We start from the raw sequence: 15,474 nt of genomic DNA, 5'->3' as shown, positions 1-15,474 counted from the left end.
GCAAATTTTCGCTTAAATCTTACCGCTTGCAATATCCACAAGCTGTAAAATGTCATGAATTTCATAGGTTGGCTGAATGGCTGTTTCATTTTTATGTTGATGCGGATTAAACCAACAGGTATCGACACCGACTTGATTTCCGCCCAATACATCGGAAGCCAAAGTATCGCCGATCATCAAAACCTTTGATTTATCAAACTCACCCATTTGAGAAAACGCGTACTCAAATATCTTTGGCTCAGGCTTTGCCGCACCAACATTCTCGGAAGTAATCACTATCTCAAAAAAACGTTCCGTCCCCGTATTTCTAAGACGTTTCTGTTGTAAAGCATTAAAACCGTTGGTGATAATCCCCATTTTTACTCTGCCGTACAATGTACTTAACATAGACTCGACGCCGACAAGCGGTAAGCTGACTAAAGCCATTTCTTCCATCAACTCATGGTTCAAGGTGTTTGCACACTGCCCTGTCTGCGCCGAAAGTTTGGCAAAGCGTCGATGTTTTAATTCGTCCGCATTAATTTCTTTATTTTGATACGCAACCCATAACGGTTTATTTACCGCTTGGAATTCATCGTAATCTTGTTGTGTAAAATCAATGCCGTAACGCTTTAACATCGTATTTAAACCTAAATAGGAATTGAACGAATATAACGTTTCATCCGCATCAAACAACATCCATTGGTATTTCATGGTTCTCCCCGTAAAGATAAACGGTTAGATTGCAAAATATTTGCTCAATCTAACCGCTTGTATTGATATGCTATTCTAGCTCATTTTTTATATCTTTTGATACTTTTTGATATAAAAATAATCAATCGTGCCGTTTAAATGTAAATTTACTCATCTTTTTTATTAAATTTATTAAAATACCCATTCCCATTTTATGGATTTATTTTTAATTTTTTTACTATTTTTTTGTGTGTGTTTATATAGGAGCATTGAAATGAAAGTTTCAGCTAAATTCAGTTTAACCCTACTTTCCGCCGTTATTTTAACCGCTTGCGGCAGCGGTGGCAGTAGCGGAACAAATCCCCCTTCCCAATCAGGAAAAGTCGATCAATCCAAAGTCCAACAACCTGAGGCACCGAAAGTTAAACAACCTGAAGCGCCGAAAGTTGAACAACCTGAAACGCCGAAAGTTGAACAGCCTGAAGTACCGAAAGTTGAACAGTCTGAAGTACCGAAAGTTGAACAGCCTGAAGTACCGAAAGTTGAACAGCCTGAAGTACCGAAAGTTGAACAGCCTGAAGTACCGAAAGTTGAATTACCGGAAATTAAGACAAACTACCAAACGTTTGGGAAGGCTCAATTTAATCAAGAAACCCAAACAATAAATCTTTACACATTTAAACGAAGAGAAGGTGAAGACACTTTCGACAAACACGGAAACCTAATTCTTGAAGACAAACAGCAAATCGTCCTACCACTGAGTGAAATTAATACACTAATACAGCATAACGATTATGAAATTTATCCCCTTGCCGATAACATATTCTACGGTCATTACAGTGATTCACCGAGTAATTATACGATTAATGCGGACGATCGCTATCGCCAATATTTTGCATTAGTTGATGAAAATCGTATCAATAAAAGTATACCTGCCGATTTAACGGCGACTTATCATAAAGCGGATGGTTTTATCTACGGGGCAATCCCCCATAACAACGATTATGTCGCACGCATTGTGAAAAAAGGTGATGTAAATCTTCAGTTTGATGGAGGGGTCGCAACAGGAAATATTATTGATAAAAATGTCGGTGACGCTCCAGTCTTTACCTTTAAAGGGACGATAAACGGATTGGAAATTCAGGCTACTGAAAATAACGAGATTATCCAAGCGCATTTAACGGAAAGTGGTACGCAATATACGCCGGGAATGGATAAAGCGGTCATAGATATTAAATTTATCGACTCGGCTCCTGATGCCAATGACAAAAAATTCATCATTGGTTATGCTGAAAATGATCGTTGGTCCGGTATTTTAGTCGGTGAAAAAAAATAGTTTAAAAATCCTCGTTATATCATTATGTTAAATTAAAGAGGTTAACCTCGAAGTAATGAAGAGCGTTAGCCTCTTTTATTTATTACTCAAATAATTAATTCACTCTCATTATGTAAATTTTATCACTTTTCTAAAACTAACTTGCTAAAATATGTAAGTAAATCTTTATGATTTTTATAAAACTCTTATTATTTTACATATTAATTATTAGGATGTCTTAAATGAAACGTTCAACTCAATTTGGTCTTACCTTACTTTCTGCAATTATCCTTAGCGCTTGTAATCATGGAGATTCGTCTAAACCGGTAAATAGCGCTTTAAGTAATCAATCTACCCAATCCGGACAAAGTGAGGCAGATTCCGAAAAAAACTCATCTCAACAGACTGAAGAAGCTAAAACCGAAAAAGCTAAAACCGAAGAAGGTACCACCAAAGAGAATCAACAATCTTCTGATATTGCCTCAAACACCACAGAAGAAGAGATTAAAAAACCAGATGAAGTTAGAAACGGAAGCGAAATAGATACCGATGATGCAAGCGGTGAATTATACCCTGTTGAGTTTCCTCAAAAAGAAGTCACTCAAGATACACTGTTGACACAACATAAAGCAGTTTTTGAACGTTTAAAACGAGAGTGGGATATTCCTGGTTATGATGGTGCAAAAACCGTCGTAATTCTTGATGAGAATCAAAATATCAAACTAATGGGTAGTGAGGCGCTTTCCTCCGGTCAGCATTTAGTAGAAAAATTGGTAGATAAAGATGGCTATATGTTCGGTTATTACGGCTATGATTTTGGACGCGCCAGTCATGGCGATCCTACTTATATACAGCTGTTGGCAATCGACGATAGTGCGCCACGATCCAGCCCCGTTGAAGATATGACTTATAAAGGAAAGATGAACTATTTCTATCAGGGAGATATATCTGCCGAACCTATGGATGCAGAAATTATCGGTGACTATCAAGTTGACAGCAAAACGTTGAATTTGGATATTTTGGGTCCAAATGAAAATGAAGTATGGCAATTAAAACCAACACCAGTGAATTCAAATGGCACACTGGTTACACCTTATTTATACCAAGGCGATGATAAAGTCGGCGAATTTACTGGTGCGATGTACGGCAAAAACGGAGAAGTTATTGTTGGCGAAACTCGGTTTAAAAATTTGAATAGAGAAGAAGGCTTAAATGATGCTATCGGTATTCTTAAAGCCGATGCTGTAGAGAAGTAAAAAGTAAAGAAACTGAAAAAAGGCGTTTAAATCCGGTTTAAACGCCTTGATTTTTTATTTATTCACGACGAATTTCTTGGGTTATCCAATCCACAAAATGCTGCACTTTGGCAACTTCTGCCATTTGTGGCGGAAAAACGACATAAAATGATTTTTCGTCATTTAAACCGGTTGGAAAAGGTTCAATCAAATTACCTTGAGCCAATTCGTGTTGAGCCAAAATTTTATTCGCAATTGCAATACCTTGTTGGTGCATTGCTGCTTGTAGCGCCATAAAAGTATGACTGAACATAGAACCACTTTCTTCCACATCAATAGCATGATTTAATCCAAAATGTTCAATGGTTCTTTTCCACTTATTGCGGCTAAATACGTGTAATAATGTTTTTCCGATCAAGTCTTCGGGTTTGTTAAGCGGATTTCGTTCCAGAAAACGCGGAGAAGCTAAAATAACCAGTGGCGCTTCAGACAGGCGGATAAATTCCACATTTTCCCACTTACCTGATCCATAATAAATCGCCACATCAATTTCTTTACCTAACTGTCCTTCATCTTGATCGACACCTTTGATCCGCACTTCAATATCCGGAAATCTTTCGTGGAAATCATTTAAACGCGGAACAAGCCAATGCATACCGAAAGTCTGCGGAACACTGATGGTTAAGATCTGACGACTGTTTTTAGCTCGAATTTTATCTGTTGCTTTAGAAATCTGCTCTAAAAGTGGCCGGATATCATCAAAATATTGCAAACCGAGTTCCGTCAGTTCTAATAATCGGTTACGCCGATGAAACAGTTGAATGCCTAAAAAATCTTCTAATAATTTAATTTGATGACTCACCGCCGCTTGAGTGACAAATAACTCATCTGCTGCTTTGGTGAAATTTAAATGACGGGCGGCGGACTCAAACGCCTTCAATGCATTTAATGGAGGTAGTTTTTTGTTGTTCATATAATTAACTGTAGGGTTAGATAGATGACGGAATCTATCACATTACTTTTTTTGATTAATAAAATAAAAAAATCTCGTTTGTCTAACTGGTCAAACGACTCTAAAATTCACACCATACTTAAACGGATAGTGATAGCTATCTTAGCTATTATAAATTTTAAGTATGATGTTGTGTTTGCATATTGGTCTAGGAAACTAGACTAGAGTAACAAAAGTTACTCGTTTCACTTCCTGTATATTTTGAACCTATTTTGGTTTAGTTGCCGCCCGATTTGGGCGGTTTTTTTATTCCTAAAAATGTGCCTATTCTATCAGAATCTAAGAATCCTGCTACAAAAAGCCAAAATTTTCTAAAAATTAATAAAATTTTCCGCCTAAATTGTTAATTTCCTTTAGAATAGTGTAACGTTATATCCAACGCTTTCATACAAAGGAACACAACAATGACAAAAAATATTGACTGGCAAAATCTTGGATTTTCTTATATTAAAACAGACTATCGTTTTATCGCTCACTGGAAAGACGGTGCGTGGGATAACGGTGAATTAACCACAGACAATACCCTCCACATTAACGAAGGTTCCACAGCATTACACTACGGACAACAATGTTTTGAAGGATTAAAAGCCTATCGTTGTAAAGACGGTTCAATCAACCTTTTCCGTCCGGATCAAAACGCTAAACGGATGCAAGACAGTTGCGACCGCCTATTAATGCCGCAAGTACCGACAGAACTTTTTATCCGCGCCTGTAAGGAAGTCGTTAAAGCAAACGAAGAATGGGTTGCACCTTACGGTACCGGTGCAACGCTTTATTTACGCCCGTTTGTCATTGGTGTCGGTGAAAATATCGGTGTTCGTACCGCACCGGAATTTATTTTCTGCGTATTCTGTTGCCCGGTCGGTGCCTATTTCAAAGGCGGTTTAGCCCCGTCCAATTTTTTAGTTTCCGAATACGACCGTGCCGCGCCTTACGGTACCGGCGCAGCAAAAGTCGGCGGTAACTATGCGGCGAGTTTGTATCCGGGTAAATTGGCGAAAGAACGTAATTTCGGTGACTGTATCTATTTGGATCCGAAAACACACACTAAAATTGAAGAAGTCGGTTCCGCTAACTTCTTCGGCATTACGGCTGATAATAAATTCATCACACCAAATTCTCCGTCTATTCTGCCGAGTATTACCAAATATTCACTGCTTTATTTGGCAAAAGAACGTTTAGGAATGGAAGCGATTGAAGGTGACGTCTATATTGACCGATTGGATCAATTTACCGAAGCCGGCGCATGCGGTACGGCAGCCGTTATTACCCCGATTGGCGGAATTCAATACCACGATAATTTCCACGTCTTCTATTCCGAAACGGAAGTCGGTCCGGTAACCAAGCGTCTGTATAATGAACTGGTCGGAATCCAATTCGGTGATATTGAAGCGCCGGAAGGCTGGATTGTGAAAGTAGAATAATGATACAAGCGGTGGGATTTCGGCGATAATTTGCAAAATAATCGACAAAACTCACCGCTTGTTTTATCAGGAGAAAAAAGATGATTCAACGTTTTCAAGTCGGTAAACGCCTGTCTGAAATGGCGGTTTATAACGGGATTGCCTACCTTGCCGGACAAGTGCCTGAAGATGATTCTTTAGATATGTACGGTCAAACCAAGCAGGTATTGGCGGAAATTGACAAATTGTTAGAAGAAGCGGGAACGGATAAAAGCCGTATTCTTATGGCACAAGTATTTGTCACCAACATGATCGAATTTGATGAAATGAACCGCGCATGGGACGAATGGGTGCCGTCAGGCAATTCACCGCCTCGAGCGTCTATTGAGGCAAAACTTGCCAATCCGAATTGGAAAGTTGAAATTGTCGTTACCGCAGCCATCTGATAAATCCCCGTTCCCCTTCTTGTAGAGGGGAACATTACTCGGAGATTTATATGTCTTATGCTAATGCCCACATATTCTTTATCGGCGGCGCAGCCGATCAAGAACCCTATTATCTTATCGGTCCGCTACGTCATATCAACCGCGCCCGCCAACGTTTTTTGCTCGCATTACAAAAAGAGTTCGGTTCCATCGAGCGTATTTTTATTCACACTTACGGCTATAATCGTATTTATCACTTAAAAGATATTGAAAAAAATGTGCTAAGCAAACTCAAACCAAATGATTTGATCTATCTGATCGGACACAGTTTAGGCGGTTGGAATGCGGCACATTTATCTCAATTACTAAAAACGAAAGGATTTGAAGTACAAATCTTAGTAACGCTCGATCCTGTGGGAGAAGGAACCTTAGTGTGGCTCGGGTCGAATATTTACCGTCATCCGCAAACGAAGCCGCAAGCCGCATTTTGGATCAATATTCGCGCAGAGATTAAACGCCTGACGATTTCCGATATCGTTGCCCGCGCAGGGCAGCAATGGAATATCGAACAAGGTCCGGATATTAACGAAGTGATTTATGCCCAACACTCCAACGCCCTGCATATTTTTCGGCATAAACTTTCAACGGGAATGTCGGCAATGGACTATATTTTGCAAAATTTACGGCAAAACCTACCGCTTGTTAGCCTTTCAACCTGAAACGCCCGCGACTATAACGGGTTTTCATTAACGCAAGCATTTGTTCTTTTTCAGAACTCACGGCTTGCTTGCTATGATTGGCAACGGTAAGGGAATGTTGAATCGAATGAGCGTGAGTAATGGCAATCGCCAGCGCATCCGCCGCATCGGCTTGCGGCTTGTCCGAAAGCTGTAAAATACGGGTTACCATCTCTTGTACTTGAATTTTATCTGCCGAACCAATTCCTACCACCGTCTGTTTCACCAAACGTGCTGCATATTCAAATACGGGCAAATCATGATTAACCGCCGCCACAATCGCAGTTCCTCTTGCTTGCCCGAGTTTTAAGGCAGAATCGGCATTTTTGGCCATAAATACCTGTTCAATCGCAAACATATCGGGCTGAAACTGAGTGATGATTTCCGTTACACCGGCATAAATACGCTTTAAGCGGGTGGGTAAATCGTCCACGGAAGTCCGAATAGCACCGCTGCCGAGATATTGAAGTTGCCGCCCTGCTTGACGAATAACCCCATAGCCGGTTACGCGCGAGCCGGGATCTATGCCTAAAATAATTGCCATACGTTGTTCCGCATAAAAAAGCGGACGGATTTGCAAAAAATGTTGCATTTCCGACCGCTTGTTAATCCGGCTAAGATTTATTGGTTTAACTTAGCCGTTGCTGCTGATCTGATTTTACAGTTTTTCACCAAAACCACATCACTATTGCCGCCCTTCCGAGTCAACATTACCGCTTTGGCTTTATCGAAAGTATCTAACGTGAGAGAGGGCTCCACATTCCAAACATAATTTGCCGAAACGAAAGAAGCAAAATCCGTATTGGTCACATCACGAACTAAAGTATCCGTCACGAGGTTTTCCCCCACTCTAACTGCTGCGGCTCTCGCATTTTGACCGTCAAAGGTATAAGCCGCACTGACTAAATTACCGTCGCAGAAATAAGCAACACTTTTTGCTGTAGTCGCTAATTTCTGCTCGTTCACTTGAACGTTAGCAGGAACAGTTTCCTGAACCGTTGCTTGCGGTACGCTTTCAACAGGGGTTGAGGTTTGTGAACAAGCCGCTAAGATTAAAGCAGCTAAGGCTGTCGCTGTGAATTTAACGTGTTTCATCGGGAACTCCCTCACTTTTAGTTACAATGGATGGCTTTACAATAAAGCCGCGACCTCATCACTGATTTCACCATTATGATAAACGTTTTGTACATCATCACAATCTTCCAGCAAATCAATCAGTTTGAGAAGTTTTGGTGCTGTTTCCGCATCCAAATCTACTGTAGTTGACGGAATCATTGTCACTTCCGCATTTTCGACTTTGAAACCTGCTGCTTCGATACCGTCGCGCACGGTGCCTAAATCTTCCCAAGCTGTGTAGATTTCAAAGCTACCGTCATCTTGCGGCTGAATATCATCAGCGCCGGCTTCAATTGCCGCTTCCGTCAATGCATCTTCATCCGCATCAGCAATTAAAATTAACCCTTTTTTACTGAAAAGATAACCCACGGAACCTTCGGTCCCTAAGTTACCGCCGGATTTAGTAAAACTCGGACGAACCTGTGAAATAGTGCGGTTTGCATTATCACTTAGACACTCAACCATCACAGCCGTTCCACCCGGACCGTAACCTTCATAAATTTTGGTTTCCATATTAGTATCGTCACCGCCACCCACTCCGCGATCAATCGCACGGTTGATGGTATCGCGCGTCATATTGTTAGATAACGCTTTATCAACCGCCGCACGCAAACGTGGGTTTGAATTCACGTCACCACCGCCCAATTTTGCAGCTGTCACCAATTCACGAATTAATTTGGTAAAAATTTTACCGCGTTGCGCATCTTGCGCTGCTTTGCGGTGTTTAATGTTAGCCCACTTACTATGACCAGCCATTCTCTTGTTTCCTTCTTTATTATGTTTTGAAAAAATCCCCCTCTTTAGCAAAGAGGGGTTAGGGGAGATTTGGCAGAACTGCTTCTCGCTCATAAGAGAATTTGACATTGCTATCAAATCTCCCCCTGCCCCTCTTTTCTAAAGAGGGGAGTTGATTGTTAAATATTTTGCAATCGCTTCGGCGTTATTTGGTGATTTGGTGAGTGCCACCGCATCATCTACCGAAAGCCATTGATACGCCAAATGTTCCGTCAATATCGGTTCGATCTCATCGGGCAATGCCAATAAAAACCAATGTTCCGTGTTATGCGTAATATCGGGGGCGTATTTATAACGGAATTGCGGAAAAATCTCAAATTTCACGCTATATCGGCAGTCATAAAGGGATAAATTTTGAGCAAAAATATCAATTCCGACTTCTTCTCTCACTTCACGCAATGCCGTTTGATAAGGTGTTTCCCCTGTTTCAATCGTCCCTGTTACCGATTGCCAAAAGGTTGGATCGTCTTGGCGTTGGAGCATTAAGACCCGCCGAGTTTTTTCGGCATAAATCACGACGAGAACAGAATGGGGATTTTTGTAATTCATTATATTCAGCTTATTCTAATAATTTTTCTAGAGTTCTCACCATTAAATATAAGCGAGTCGGGCTTTGTTGAATCGGCATAAAGCCATACTTCTGATAAAAATCAGCTACACCTTCTTTAGCATCTACAACAATAATCGGAAAACCGATAATTTGACTGGCTTGATAAATATTTCTCAGAGCATCACGCAAAAGTATTTTAGCATAACCTTGATGTTGATATTTTTTATCAATTCCCAAGCGAGCTAACAGCCCAGCTGAAAGGGGAAACTTTGACTGTTTTTGTAAACTATCAGGTAACTCAGCTAATTCTAACCTTGTCATCGTTAAAGTATAAAATCCCACAATTTCCGTTGGATTTTGTGGCTCGACCAACACATAGGTTCGGGCGGTATCTTTTATTGCCTGCTGATTTGCCATTTGTCGCAAAAACAGGTTTAAACTTTGATTACCACAATCAAACTCCGCTCGATTATGCACTTTCGTATTTAACAACTGAATTTCCATTGTTTATCCCTTTTCACTATTTTGGAAAAGAGCTTTCAACTGTTCATTCGGTGCCGGTGGGTTATCTAAGTAGTGTAGCAATAAGCGAGTATCTTCATCGTTAAATTGCGTTATTTTTTCCGCTTGTAAAATCGCATTCGCTTTTTCTATCGCAGCGTTAAGTACAAAAGAATTAATGCTGGAAATCCCAACTAAAGCCGCTGCATTAAGCAATAATTCTTGTGTTGCCGAATCAATCCGTGCAGTAATACGGGGTAAATTTGCCTGTGCCATTATTTCCTCCTGTGTCATTTTGGCACATTTTAGAAGCCAAAATCGAAAATAGCAAGACAAAATAAGGGGTGGAAAATATTCCACCCCAAATCTTATTACTCTTTTTCCACCGTTGTTTGAATCGCCAGCTCCGCCAAGGCTTTCGGATTACCGAAACTTGGGGCATCGGTCATCAAACAAGCTGCCGCCGTTGTTTTCGGGAAGGCAATCACATCACGGATATTTTCTGTGCCAGTAATTAACATCGTTAAACGGTCTAACCCGAACGCCAAGCCTGCGTGTGGTGGTGTACCGAATTTTAACGCATCAAGTAAGAAGCCAAATTTCTCTTTTTGTTCTTCTTCGTTAATGCCTAAAATACCGAACACCGTTTGTTGCATTTTCGGGTCGAAAATACGCACAGAGCCACCGCCCACTTCATAGCCGTTAATCACCATATCGTAAGCATTCGCCACAGCACCTTTTGGATTTTGAACCAGCTCTTCAGGGCTTAAATCTTTTGGTGCGGTGAATGGGTGGTGCATTGCTGACCAGTTACCTTCGTCATCTTTTTCAAACATTGGGAAATCGACAACCCAAAGTGGTTTCCAAGCGGTGAGATCCGTTAAACCTAAATCACGTCCCACTTTCAAACGTAACGCCCCCATCGCATCAGTAACCACTTTTTCACTGTCCGCACCAAAGAAGATAATATCGCCGTTTTGTGCATTGACACGCGCTAATAACGCTTTAACCACATCATCAGTTAAGAACTTAGCAATCGGGCTTTGTAAACCTTCTAAACCGGCGTTTACGTCATTCACTTTTGCCCACGCTAAGCCTTTTGCCCCATAAATGCCGACAAATTGGGTATATTCATCAATCTGTTTACGGGTAATTTCCGCCCCATTCGGCACACGAATTACCGCAACACGTCCTTCAGGATCGTTGGCAGGACCACTGAATACTTTAAATTCAACATCTTTTAGAATATCCGCCACATCAACCAACTCTAACGGGTTACGCAGATCAGGCTTGTCCGAACCATAACGACGCATTGCTTCAGCAAAGGTCATTTGTGGGAACTCGCCTAAATCAACATTTAAACGATCTAACCACAAGCCACGGATCATTTTTTCCATCATCGCACGCACTTCAGGGGCGGTCATAAAGGTGGTTTCCACATCGATTTGGGTAAATTCAGGCTGACGATCTGCACGCAAATCTTCATCACGGAAACATTTTACGATTTGGTAGTAACGGTCAAAACCTGACATCATCAGCAACTGTTTAAATAATTGCGGTGACTGTGGTAACGCATAGAATTTGCCTTTATGCACACGGCTTGGCACTAAATAGTCACGCGCACCTTCAGGGGTTGCTTTGGTGAGCATCGGCGTTTCAATATCAAGGAAACCATTGTCGTCCATATAACGACGAACAAAGCTGGTAATTTTTGCACGGGTTTTCAAACGTTCCGCCATTTCAGGACGGCGTAAATCTAAGTAACGGTATTTTAAACGCTGTTCTTCAGTGTTGTTTTGATTGAAATCGAGCGGTAATACTTCTGAGTTGTTATACACTACAAGCTCTTTTACCAACACTTCAATTTCACCTGTTGCCATCTCTTTATTGATTTGCGACGCATCACGCGCAATCACTTCGCCTTTAATTTGCACACAGGCTTCCGCACGCAACGCAGAGGCTTGTTTGAATAAGGCTTCATCTTTCTCATCAAAGAAAACCTGCACGATCCCTTCACGGTCACGAATTTGCATAAAAATAAAACGACCAAGGTTACGCACACGGTGTACCCAACCGCTTAATGTTACTTGCTCACCAACGTGAGTACGGTTTAACACACCGCAATAATGAGAACGCATCATATCTAGTTATCCTTCTTATAAAATTTGGAAAAAATTAGGCGGGATTATAGCGAAAAGCGCGATGAGAAAACAGATTCCCTGCAAAATAATGATTTATACCTTGAATTCCCTTAATTTGTCGCTATATTAACGGTCGTTTTAATGCAATCATTTGCAAAATCACATTTCATGTTGTTTAGAGGACTAGCAATGACAAACCAAACAGAAAAGAATCAAACAGAACAAGACGTAACGAAAGAAACCGAACAAATTCAAGATGTTCAAACCACAGAACAAACGCCTGAAGCCGAATTGCAAAAAAATGAAGAAATCGACCCGCTTGCAGAGGCGATTGCTCGCGTACAAGAGCTGGAAGAATACATTGCCGAAGCGGATAAACGCGAACAAGATATTCAGCTGCGCGCCCGTGCGGAAATTGAAAATATTCGCCGCCGTGCCGAACAAGATGTAGAAAAAGCCCACAAATTCGCCTTAGAAAAATTCTCCAAAGAGATGTTAACTGTCGTCGACAACTTGGAGCGCGGTTTACAAGCTCTTGAAGGTACGGAAGAAAGCGTCAAATCCGGCGTGGAATTAACCCTCAAAGGTTTAGTATCAACCTTAAATCACTTTGGTATTGAAGCGGTTGGTGTAGTGGGCGAATCCTTTAATCCTGACCTTCACCAAGCGATCTCAATGCAACCTGCCGACGGAATTGAAAGCAACCACATTAGTGTGGTCTTACAAAAAGGTTATACCTTACACGGTCGTGTCATTCGCCCGGCGATGGTGATGGTAGCAAGTTAATGAATACAAATGGTATGGTTTATCCATACCATTTCATTTTTCCGAATTTGCAAAATTTTCCTCAAATCAGACCGCTTGTTCACTATGTCTCTACAATTTAATTCCGTTGCCCTGCTACTTGTCGCCTTAATTTTACTCGGTATTTTCAGCCAAAATAGTGCCGTGACCATTTCCGCTGCCGTCTTATTGATTATGCAACAAACATTATTGGCAAAATATGTGCCTTATCTCGATCAATACGGTATTAAAATCGGCATTATCATTCTAACGATCGGCGTACTTGCCCCGCTTGTATCAGGGCGAATTGCTTTCCCTGAAATCGCCCAGTTGCTTAACTGGAAGATGATTATCGCAATCGTAGCCGGTATCATCGTTGCATGGCTCGGCGGACGCGGTGTCAATCTCATGGGCAACCAACCTGTATTGGTTACGGGGCTATTAATCGGTACCATTATCGGCGTCGCATTCTTAAAAGGCGTACCTGTCGGACCGTTAATTGCAGCGGGGATTTTGTCGCTGGTTGTAGGTAAAATTTAAATTTCAAAAAACAAGGGCAACACATAATGTATTGTCCTTAATTCTTATTTATGTGCCTGAACACGTTCAACAAAATCTTTAAAGAATTTATTTGCTTCAATGACCTCTTTTAAAATTGGTGAGGTTTGCTTAAAGCATTCATATTTTTCTTTCCAAACTTCATAATTACCAATTACAAAGAAGCGATCTTTTGCTCGGGTTGCCGCTACGTTCAATAAATTAGGCTTTGTAACCAACGGAGCTGCTCTGCCAATATCGGTTGCATTTCTTCCCAAAACTAACAAAACAATGCTATTTTCCTTACCTTGGAAAGTATGAACTGTTCCTACGTTTTTATCCACCCATTCAGAGCCTTTTGTTTCAAAGGCTTTCCAAAGTTCTTCTTTGCTTGCCAGTGTTGAACGAATTTGCTCACAAATGTCTTTAAATGGCGAAATTATATACACAGGCGGTAATATTTTCTTTTTATATTTGTAGCTAAACTTACAAAGCTGATGGAATAGATCTGCCACAAATTCAATTTCTTTTTGTTCTTGTGCACCTCCTTCAGAAAGATTCAACCAAGCACTTTGTTGCATTAGCCAAGGATCGCTATCTGGCAATTTTTTATTCATTCCAAATACCATTTTTCCTTGGTAAGCAATTCGGTTTGAAATAGAGAACATAGGCTCCAAGCAACGACGATGTACACGCAAAGGGCTACCAATCCAAGTTTCTTCATTGTCAAAATAAATGCTTGCTCCATACGGATTGGCTTTATCTGCGAGAACTTGCACCGACGTTTTATGTGGCGAAACCTCAAAATTAACATTGACGTTGCTTGTTTTCAACAAAATATCTGTCAGATTCTCAGGCGTAGTAAACACAGGTTCAATTTGTAGTGGGTCGCCTACTACTACCGCATTTTTCGCACGCCATAATGCACCAACAGCAGCTTGTGGAATCGCCTGCCCGGCTTCATCCACAAATACCCAACCAAGGCTATTTGTTCCTAAATAACGGAATAAAAAGCCAAATGAAGCAAACGTTGTTGAAGCGACAGGCACTATCATAAATAGACTTTGCCAAATTACTTTTGCCGTTTCCTCCACTTTACTTTTTTCGCCTTGAAGTTGCTGCCCGTTAATCAGATTCTTGATTGCTAAAATATTGCCACTAAATCCTGCTTTTGTGCTTTCTGAAATCCATGCTTCATGAAGAATAAGCGCAGCTTGGAATAACTCAGCACGTTTCTGATTTAAATTTTCATCTGACCAAAATCCGCTAATTTGCCACTCATCTTGCTCAATATTTTTGAACATATCGGTTGGAGTATGCACTTTACTTAATTGCTTCTGTAAAACACTTAATTGCTGATGAAGCTTAGTTTTTTCTTGTTTCTTTTGCTGAGCCAGCTCTAACGCATCTTCAGCACGCATTTTGTGATCTTTTTGCGTTTTCTGCGCTTGAAAGTTTTCTCGCAATTTTTCTACATACGTTCTTTGTTTTTTCGGCATAAAAAGCTTCGCAAAAAAATTAGGCTTACCTTGTTCAATAAGCATTTGATCTTGCTGTAAACTTTCAAGCAGCGAAATTGCTCGCTCAATCAATTTTTGATTGCTTTGAATTTCTTGTTCAACATCTAGCTCTGCCCACTTTTTCCATTCCAACACCGTTTGCATATAATGTGAAAGCTGCTCAATGTGTGTTTCAACGGCTTTTTGCTTTTCTAAAAATAACTTCTTCGCCTCAAAGAAATTAGGTCCTGCATATTTTTGGCGCCATGTGTAAATGCTATCAAAATAATTTTCTTTAAAGCCATCAGCATTCTCATCTGGTGCTTGCGTAAATTGTTCAACAAAGAAATCTCGATTTGCTTTACGCCCTAAAGTACATGCAATTAACCCCCAAGAAGATTGTTGAGATTCAAGCTCCTTATATACTTTTTTCTTATTAATCTTTTTACAAGTGGTCAAATTTCTTGCTACGTTTTGCAAATAGGTTACTTTGGGTTGATGTAGCTCATCTTGCCAATTTTTACCTAGGGCTTTTACTTGCGGTAACTCTTCTGAAATATTTTGTACCGCCGCATTATTTGAAGAAGTAACGACCATTTCATAGCCTGTGAGATCATCTTGCAATACGGCTAATTCTAAAGTTGCTTTACCAAATTCAACTTTAATTTTTTCCTCTTTGAAAGTACTTTTAACATTATCATAACGAGCTATTGCTGCTGCTCTGCGTACAATATTTTCGGCGAAAATATCACG

17 protein-coding genes are annotated in these 15,474 nt (G+C 40.6%); 7 read left to right on the top strand and 10 right to left on the bottom strand.

Annotated elements, in window-relative coordinates:
- Positions 1–12: 12 nt before the first annotated feature.
- The gene (gene yjjG, locus ACEYJ7_RS11425) at positions 13–693 is read right to left on the bottom strand and encodes a pyrimidine 5'-nucleotidase (RefSeq protein ID WP_373779222.1); all 681 of its coding nucleotides are present in this window, start codon (positions 691–693) and stop codon (positions 13–15) included.
- A gap of 253 nt (positions 694–946) precedes the next feature.
- On the opposite strand from yjjG, the gene ACEYJ7_RS11420 reads away from it, so the two are divergent.
- Together ACEYJ7_RS11420 and ACEYJ7_RS11415 are read left to right on the top strand one after the other, a co-directional pair.
- Entirely contained in the window at positions 947–2,008 is a 1,062-nt protein-coding gene (locus ACEYJ7_RS11420) for a hypothetical protein (RefSeq protein WP_373779221.1), read from the top strand.
- A 221-nt stretch (positions 2,009–2,229) separates the two neighbouring features.
- Positions 2,230–3,243, top strand: coding sequence for a hypothetical protein (locus ACEYJ7_RS11415; protein ID WP_373779220.1), 1,014 nt, complete (start codon positions 2,230–2,232; stop codon positions 3,241–3,243).
- 58 nt (positions 3,244–3,301) lie between these two features.
- On the opposite strand, the gene ACEYJ7_RS11410 is transcribed toward ACEYJ7_RS11415, so the two are convergent.
- Complete coding sequence (locus tag ACEYJ7_RS11410; protein ID WP_373779219.1) at positions 3,302–4,195, bottom strand: transcriptional regulator GcvA; 894 nt, start codon at positions 4,193–4,195, stop codon at positions 3,302–3,304.
- Between the two features lie 425 nt (positions 4,196–4,620).
- Here ACEYJ7_RS11410 and ACEYJ7_RS11405 point away from each other — a divergent pair, with 425 nt between their 5' ends.
- The 3 genes from ACEYJ7_RS11405 to ACEYJ7_RS11395 all read left to right on the top strand — a co-directional run bounded on the left by ACEYJ7_RS11405 (position 4,621) and on the right by ACEYJ7_RS11395 (position 6,781).
- Positions 4,621–5,658, top strand: a complete 1,038-nt coding sequence (locus ACEYJ7_RS11405) for a branched-chain amino acid aminotransferase (RefSeq protein WP_373779233.1) — start codon at positions 4,621–4,623, stop codon at positions 5,656–5,658.
- Between the two features lie 80 nt (positions 5,659–5,738).
- On the top strand, positions 5,739–6,083 hold the full coding sequence (locus ACEYJ7_RS11400; protein ID WP_373779218.1) for a RidA family protein: 345 nt from the start codon (positions 5,739–5,741) through the stop codon (positions 6,081–6,083).
- A gap of 50 nt (positions 6,084–6,133) precedes the next feature.
- Entirely contained in the window at positions 6,134–6,781 is a 648-nt protein-coding gene (locus ACEYJ7_RS11395) for a hydrolase (RefSeq protein WP_373779217.1), read from the top strand.
- Here the strand turns inward: ACEYJ7_RS11395 and ruvC are convergent.
- The 7 genes from ruvC to aspS all read right to left on the bottom strand — a co-directional run bounded on the left by ruvC (position 6,765) and on the right by aspS (position 11,902).
- Positions 6,765–7,343, bottom strand: coding sequence for a crossover junction endodeoxyribonuclease RuvC (gene ruvC / locus ACEYJ7_RS11390; RefSeq protein ID WP_373779216.1), 579 nt, complete (start codon positions 7,341–7,343; stop codon positions 6,765–6,767). The two genes, ACEYJ7_RS11395 and ruvC, sit on opposite strands and share 17 nt — an antisense overlap.
- Positions 7,344–7,420: 77 nt before the next feature.
- Entirely contained in the window at positions 7,421–7,894 is a 474-nt protein-coding gene (locus ACEYJ7_RS11385) for a hypothetical protein (RefSeq protein ID WP_373779215.1), read from the bottom strand.
- 36 nt (positions 7,895–7,930) lie between these two features.
- Positions 7,931–8,671: a YebC/PmpR family DNA-binding transcriptional regulator gene (locus ACEYJ7_RS11380; RefSeq protein WP_373779214.1), complete on the bottom strand. Its 741-nt coding sequence runs from the start codon at positions 8,669–8,671 to the stop codon at positions 7,931–7,933.
- Positions 8,672–8,809: 138 nt separating this feature from the next.
- Positions 8,810–9,259 (bottom strand): dihydroneopterin triphosphate diphosphatase, encoded by a 450-nt coding sequence (gene nudB, locus ACEYJ7_RS11375; protein WP_373779213.1) that lies wholly within the window; start codon positions 9,257–9,259, stop codon positions 8,810–8,812.
- Between the two features lie 10 nt (positions 9,260–9,269).
- Positions 9,270–9,764 carry a GNAT family N-acetyltransferase gene (locus ACEYJ7_RS11370; RefSeq protein WP_373767723.1) on the bottom strand — a complete coding sequence of 165 codons (495 nt, stop codon included), beginning with the start codon at positions 9,762–9,764 and terminating at the stop codon, positions 9,270–9,272.
- Between the two features lie 3 nt (positions 9,765–9,767).
- Positions 9,768–10,037: a DUF1778 domain-containing protein gene (locus tag ACEYJ7_RS11365; protein WP_373767722.1), complete on the bottom strand. Its 270-nt coding sequence runs from the start codon at positions 10,035–10,037 to the stop codon at positions 9,768–9,770.
- Positions 10,038–10,132: 95 nt separating this feature from the next.
- Complete coding sequence (gene aspS / locus ACEYJ7_RS11360) at positions 10,133–11,902, bottom strand: aspartate--tRNA ligase (protein ID WP_373779212.1); 1,770 nt, start codon at positions 11,900–11,902, stop codon at positions 10,133–10,135.
- 189 nt (positions 11,903–12,091) lie between these two features.
- Here aspS and grpE point away from each other — a divergent pair, with 189 nt between their 5' ends.
- The gene (gene grpE, locus ACEYJ7_RS11355) at positions 12,092–12,688 is read left to right on the top strand and encodes a nucleotide exchange factor GrpE (protein WP_373779211.1); all 597 of its coding nucleotides are present in this window, start codon (positions 12,092–12,094) and stop codon (positions 12,686–12,688) included.
- Between the two features lie 84 nt (positions 12,689–12,772).
- A complete protein-coding gene (locus tag ACEYJ7_RS11350) occupies positions 12,773–13,225 on the top strand; it encodes a DUF441 domain-containing protein (RefSeq protein WP_373779210.1) in 453 nt (150 codons plus the stop codon).
- A gap of 44 nt (positions 13,226–13,269) precedes the next feature.
- Here the strand turns inward: ACEYJ7_RS11350 and ACEYJ7_RS11345 are convergent.
- Positions 13,270–15,474: DEAD/DEAH box helicase (locus ACEYJ7_RS11345; RefSeq protein ID WP_373779209.1), on the bottom strand; the 2,205-nt coding region annotated here is incomplete at its 5' end.

Origin of the sequence: Glaesserella sp. (assembly GCF_041814905.1) — a bacterium.
GTDB lineage: Bacteria > Pseudomonadota > Gammaproteobacteria > Enterobacterales > Pasteurellaceae > Glaesserella.
This window is presented reverse-complemented; position numbering and strand designations above follow the sequence as displayed.

Excerpts from the sequence above, each read along its gene's own strand:
- ACEYJ7_RS11370 (WP_373767723.1), bottom strand. The coding sequence starts at position 9,764 with ATGGAAATTCAGTTGTTAAATACGAAAGTGCATAATCGAGCGGAGTTT.
- nudB (WP_373779213.1), bottom strand. The coding sequence starts at position 9,259 with ATGAATTACAAAAATCCCCATTCTGTTCTCGTCGTGATTTATGCCGAA.
- yjjG (WP_373779222.1), bottom strand. The coding sequence starts at position 693 with ATGAAATACCAATGGATGTTGTTTGATGCGGATGAAACGTTATATTCG.
- ACEYJ7_RS11420 (WP_373779221.1), top strand. The coding sequence starts at position 947 with ATGAAAGTTTCAGCTAAATTCAGTTTAACCCTACTTTCCGCCGTTATT.
- ruvC (WP_373779216.1), bottom strand. The coding sequence starts at position 7,343 with ATGGCAATTATTTTAGGCATAGATCCCGGCTCGCGCGTAACCGGCTAT.
- ACEYJ7_RS11400 (WP_373779218.1), top strand. The coding sequence starts at position 5,739 with ATGATTCAACGTTTTCAAGTCGGTAAACGCCTGTCTGAAATGGCGGTT.
- ACEYJ7_RS11395 (WP_373779217.1), top strand. The coding sequence starts at position 6,134 with ATGTCTTATGCTAATGCCCACATATTCTTTATCGGCGGCGCAGCCGAT.
- grpE (WP_373779211.1), top strand. The coding sequence starts at position 12,092 with ATGACAAACCAAACAGAAAAGAATCAAACAGAACAAGACGTAACGAAA.
- ACEYJ7_RS11365 (WP_373767722.1), bottom strand. The coding sequence starts at position 10,037 with ATGGCACAGGCAAATTTACCCCGTATTACTGCACGGATTGATTCGGCA.
- ACEYJ7_RS11385 (WP_373779215.1), bottom strand. The coding sequence starts at position 7,894 with ATGAAACACGTTAAATTCACAGCGACAGCCTTAGCTGCTTTAATCTTA.
- ACEYJ7_RS11410 (WP_373779219.1), bottom strand. The coding sequence starts at position 4,195 with ATGAACAACAAAAAACTACCTCCATTAAATGCATTGAAGGCGTTTGAG.
- ACEYJ7_RS11380 (WP_373779214.1), bottom strand. The coding sequence starts at position 8,671 with ATGGCTGGTCATAGTAAGTGGGCTAACATTAAACACCGCAAAGCAGCG.
- aspS (WP_373779212.1), bottom strand. The coding sequence starts at position 11,902 with ATGATGCGTTCTCATTATTGCGGTGTGTTAAACCGTACTCACGTTGGT.
- ACEYJ7_RS11415 (WP_373779220.1), top strand. The coding sequence starts at position 2,230 with ATGAAACGTTCAACTCAATTTGGTCTTACCTTACTTTCTGCAATTATC.
- ACEYJ7_RS11350 (WP_373779210.1), top strand. The coding sequence starts at position 12,773 with ATGTCTCTACAATTTAATTCCGTTGCCCTGCTACTTGTCGCCTTAATT.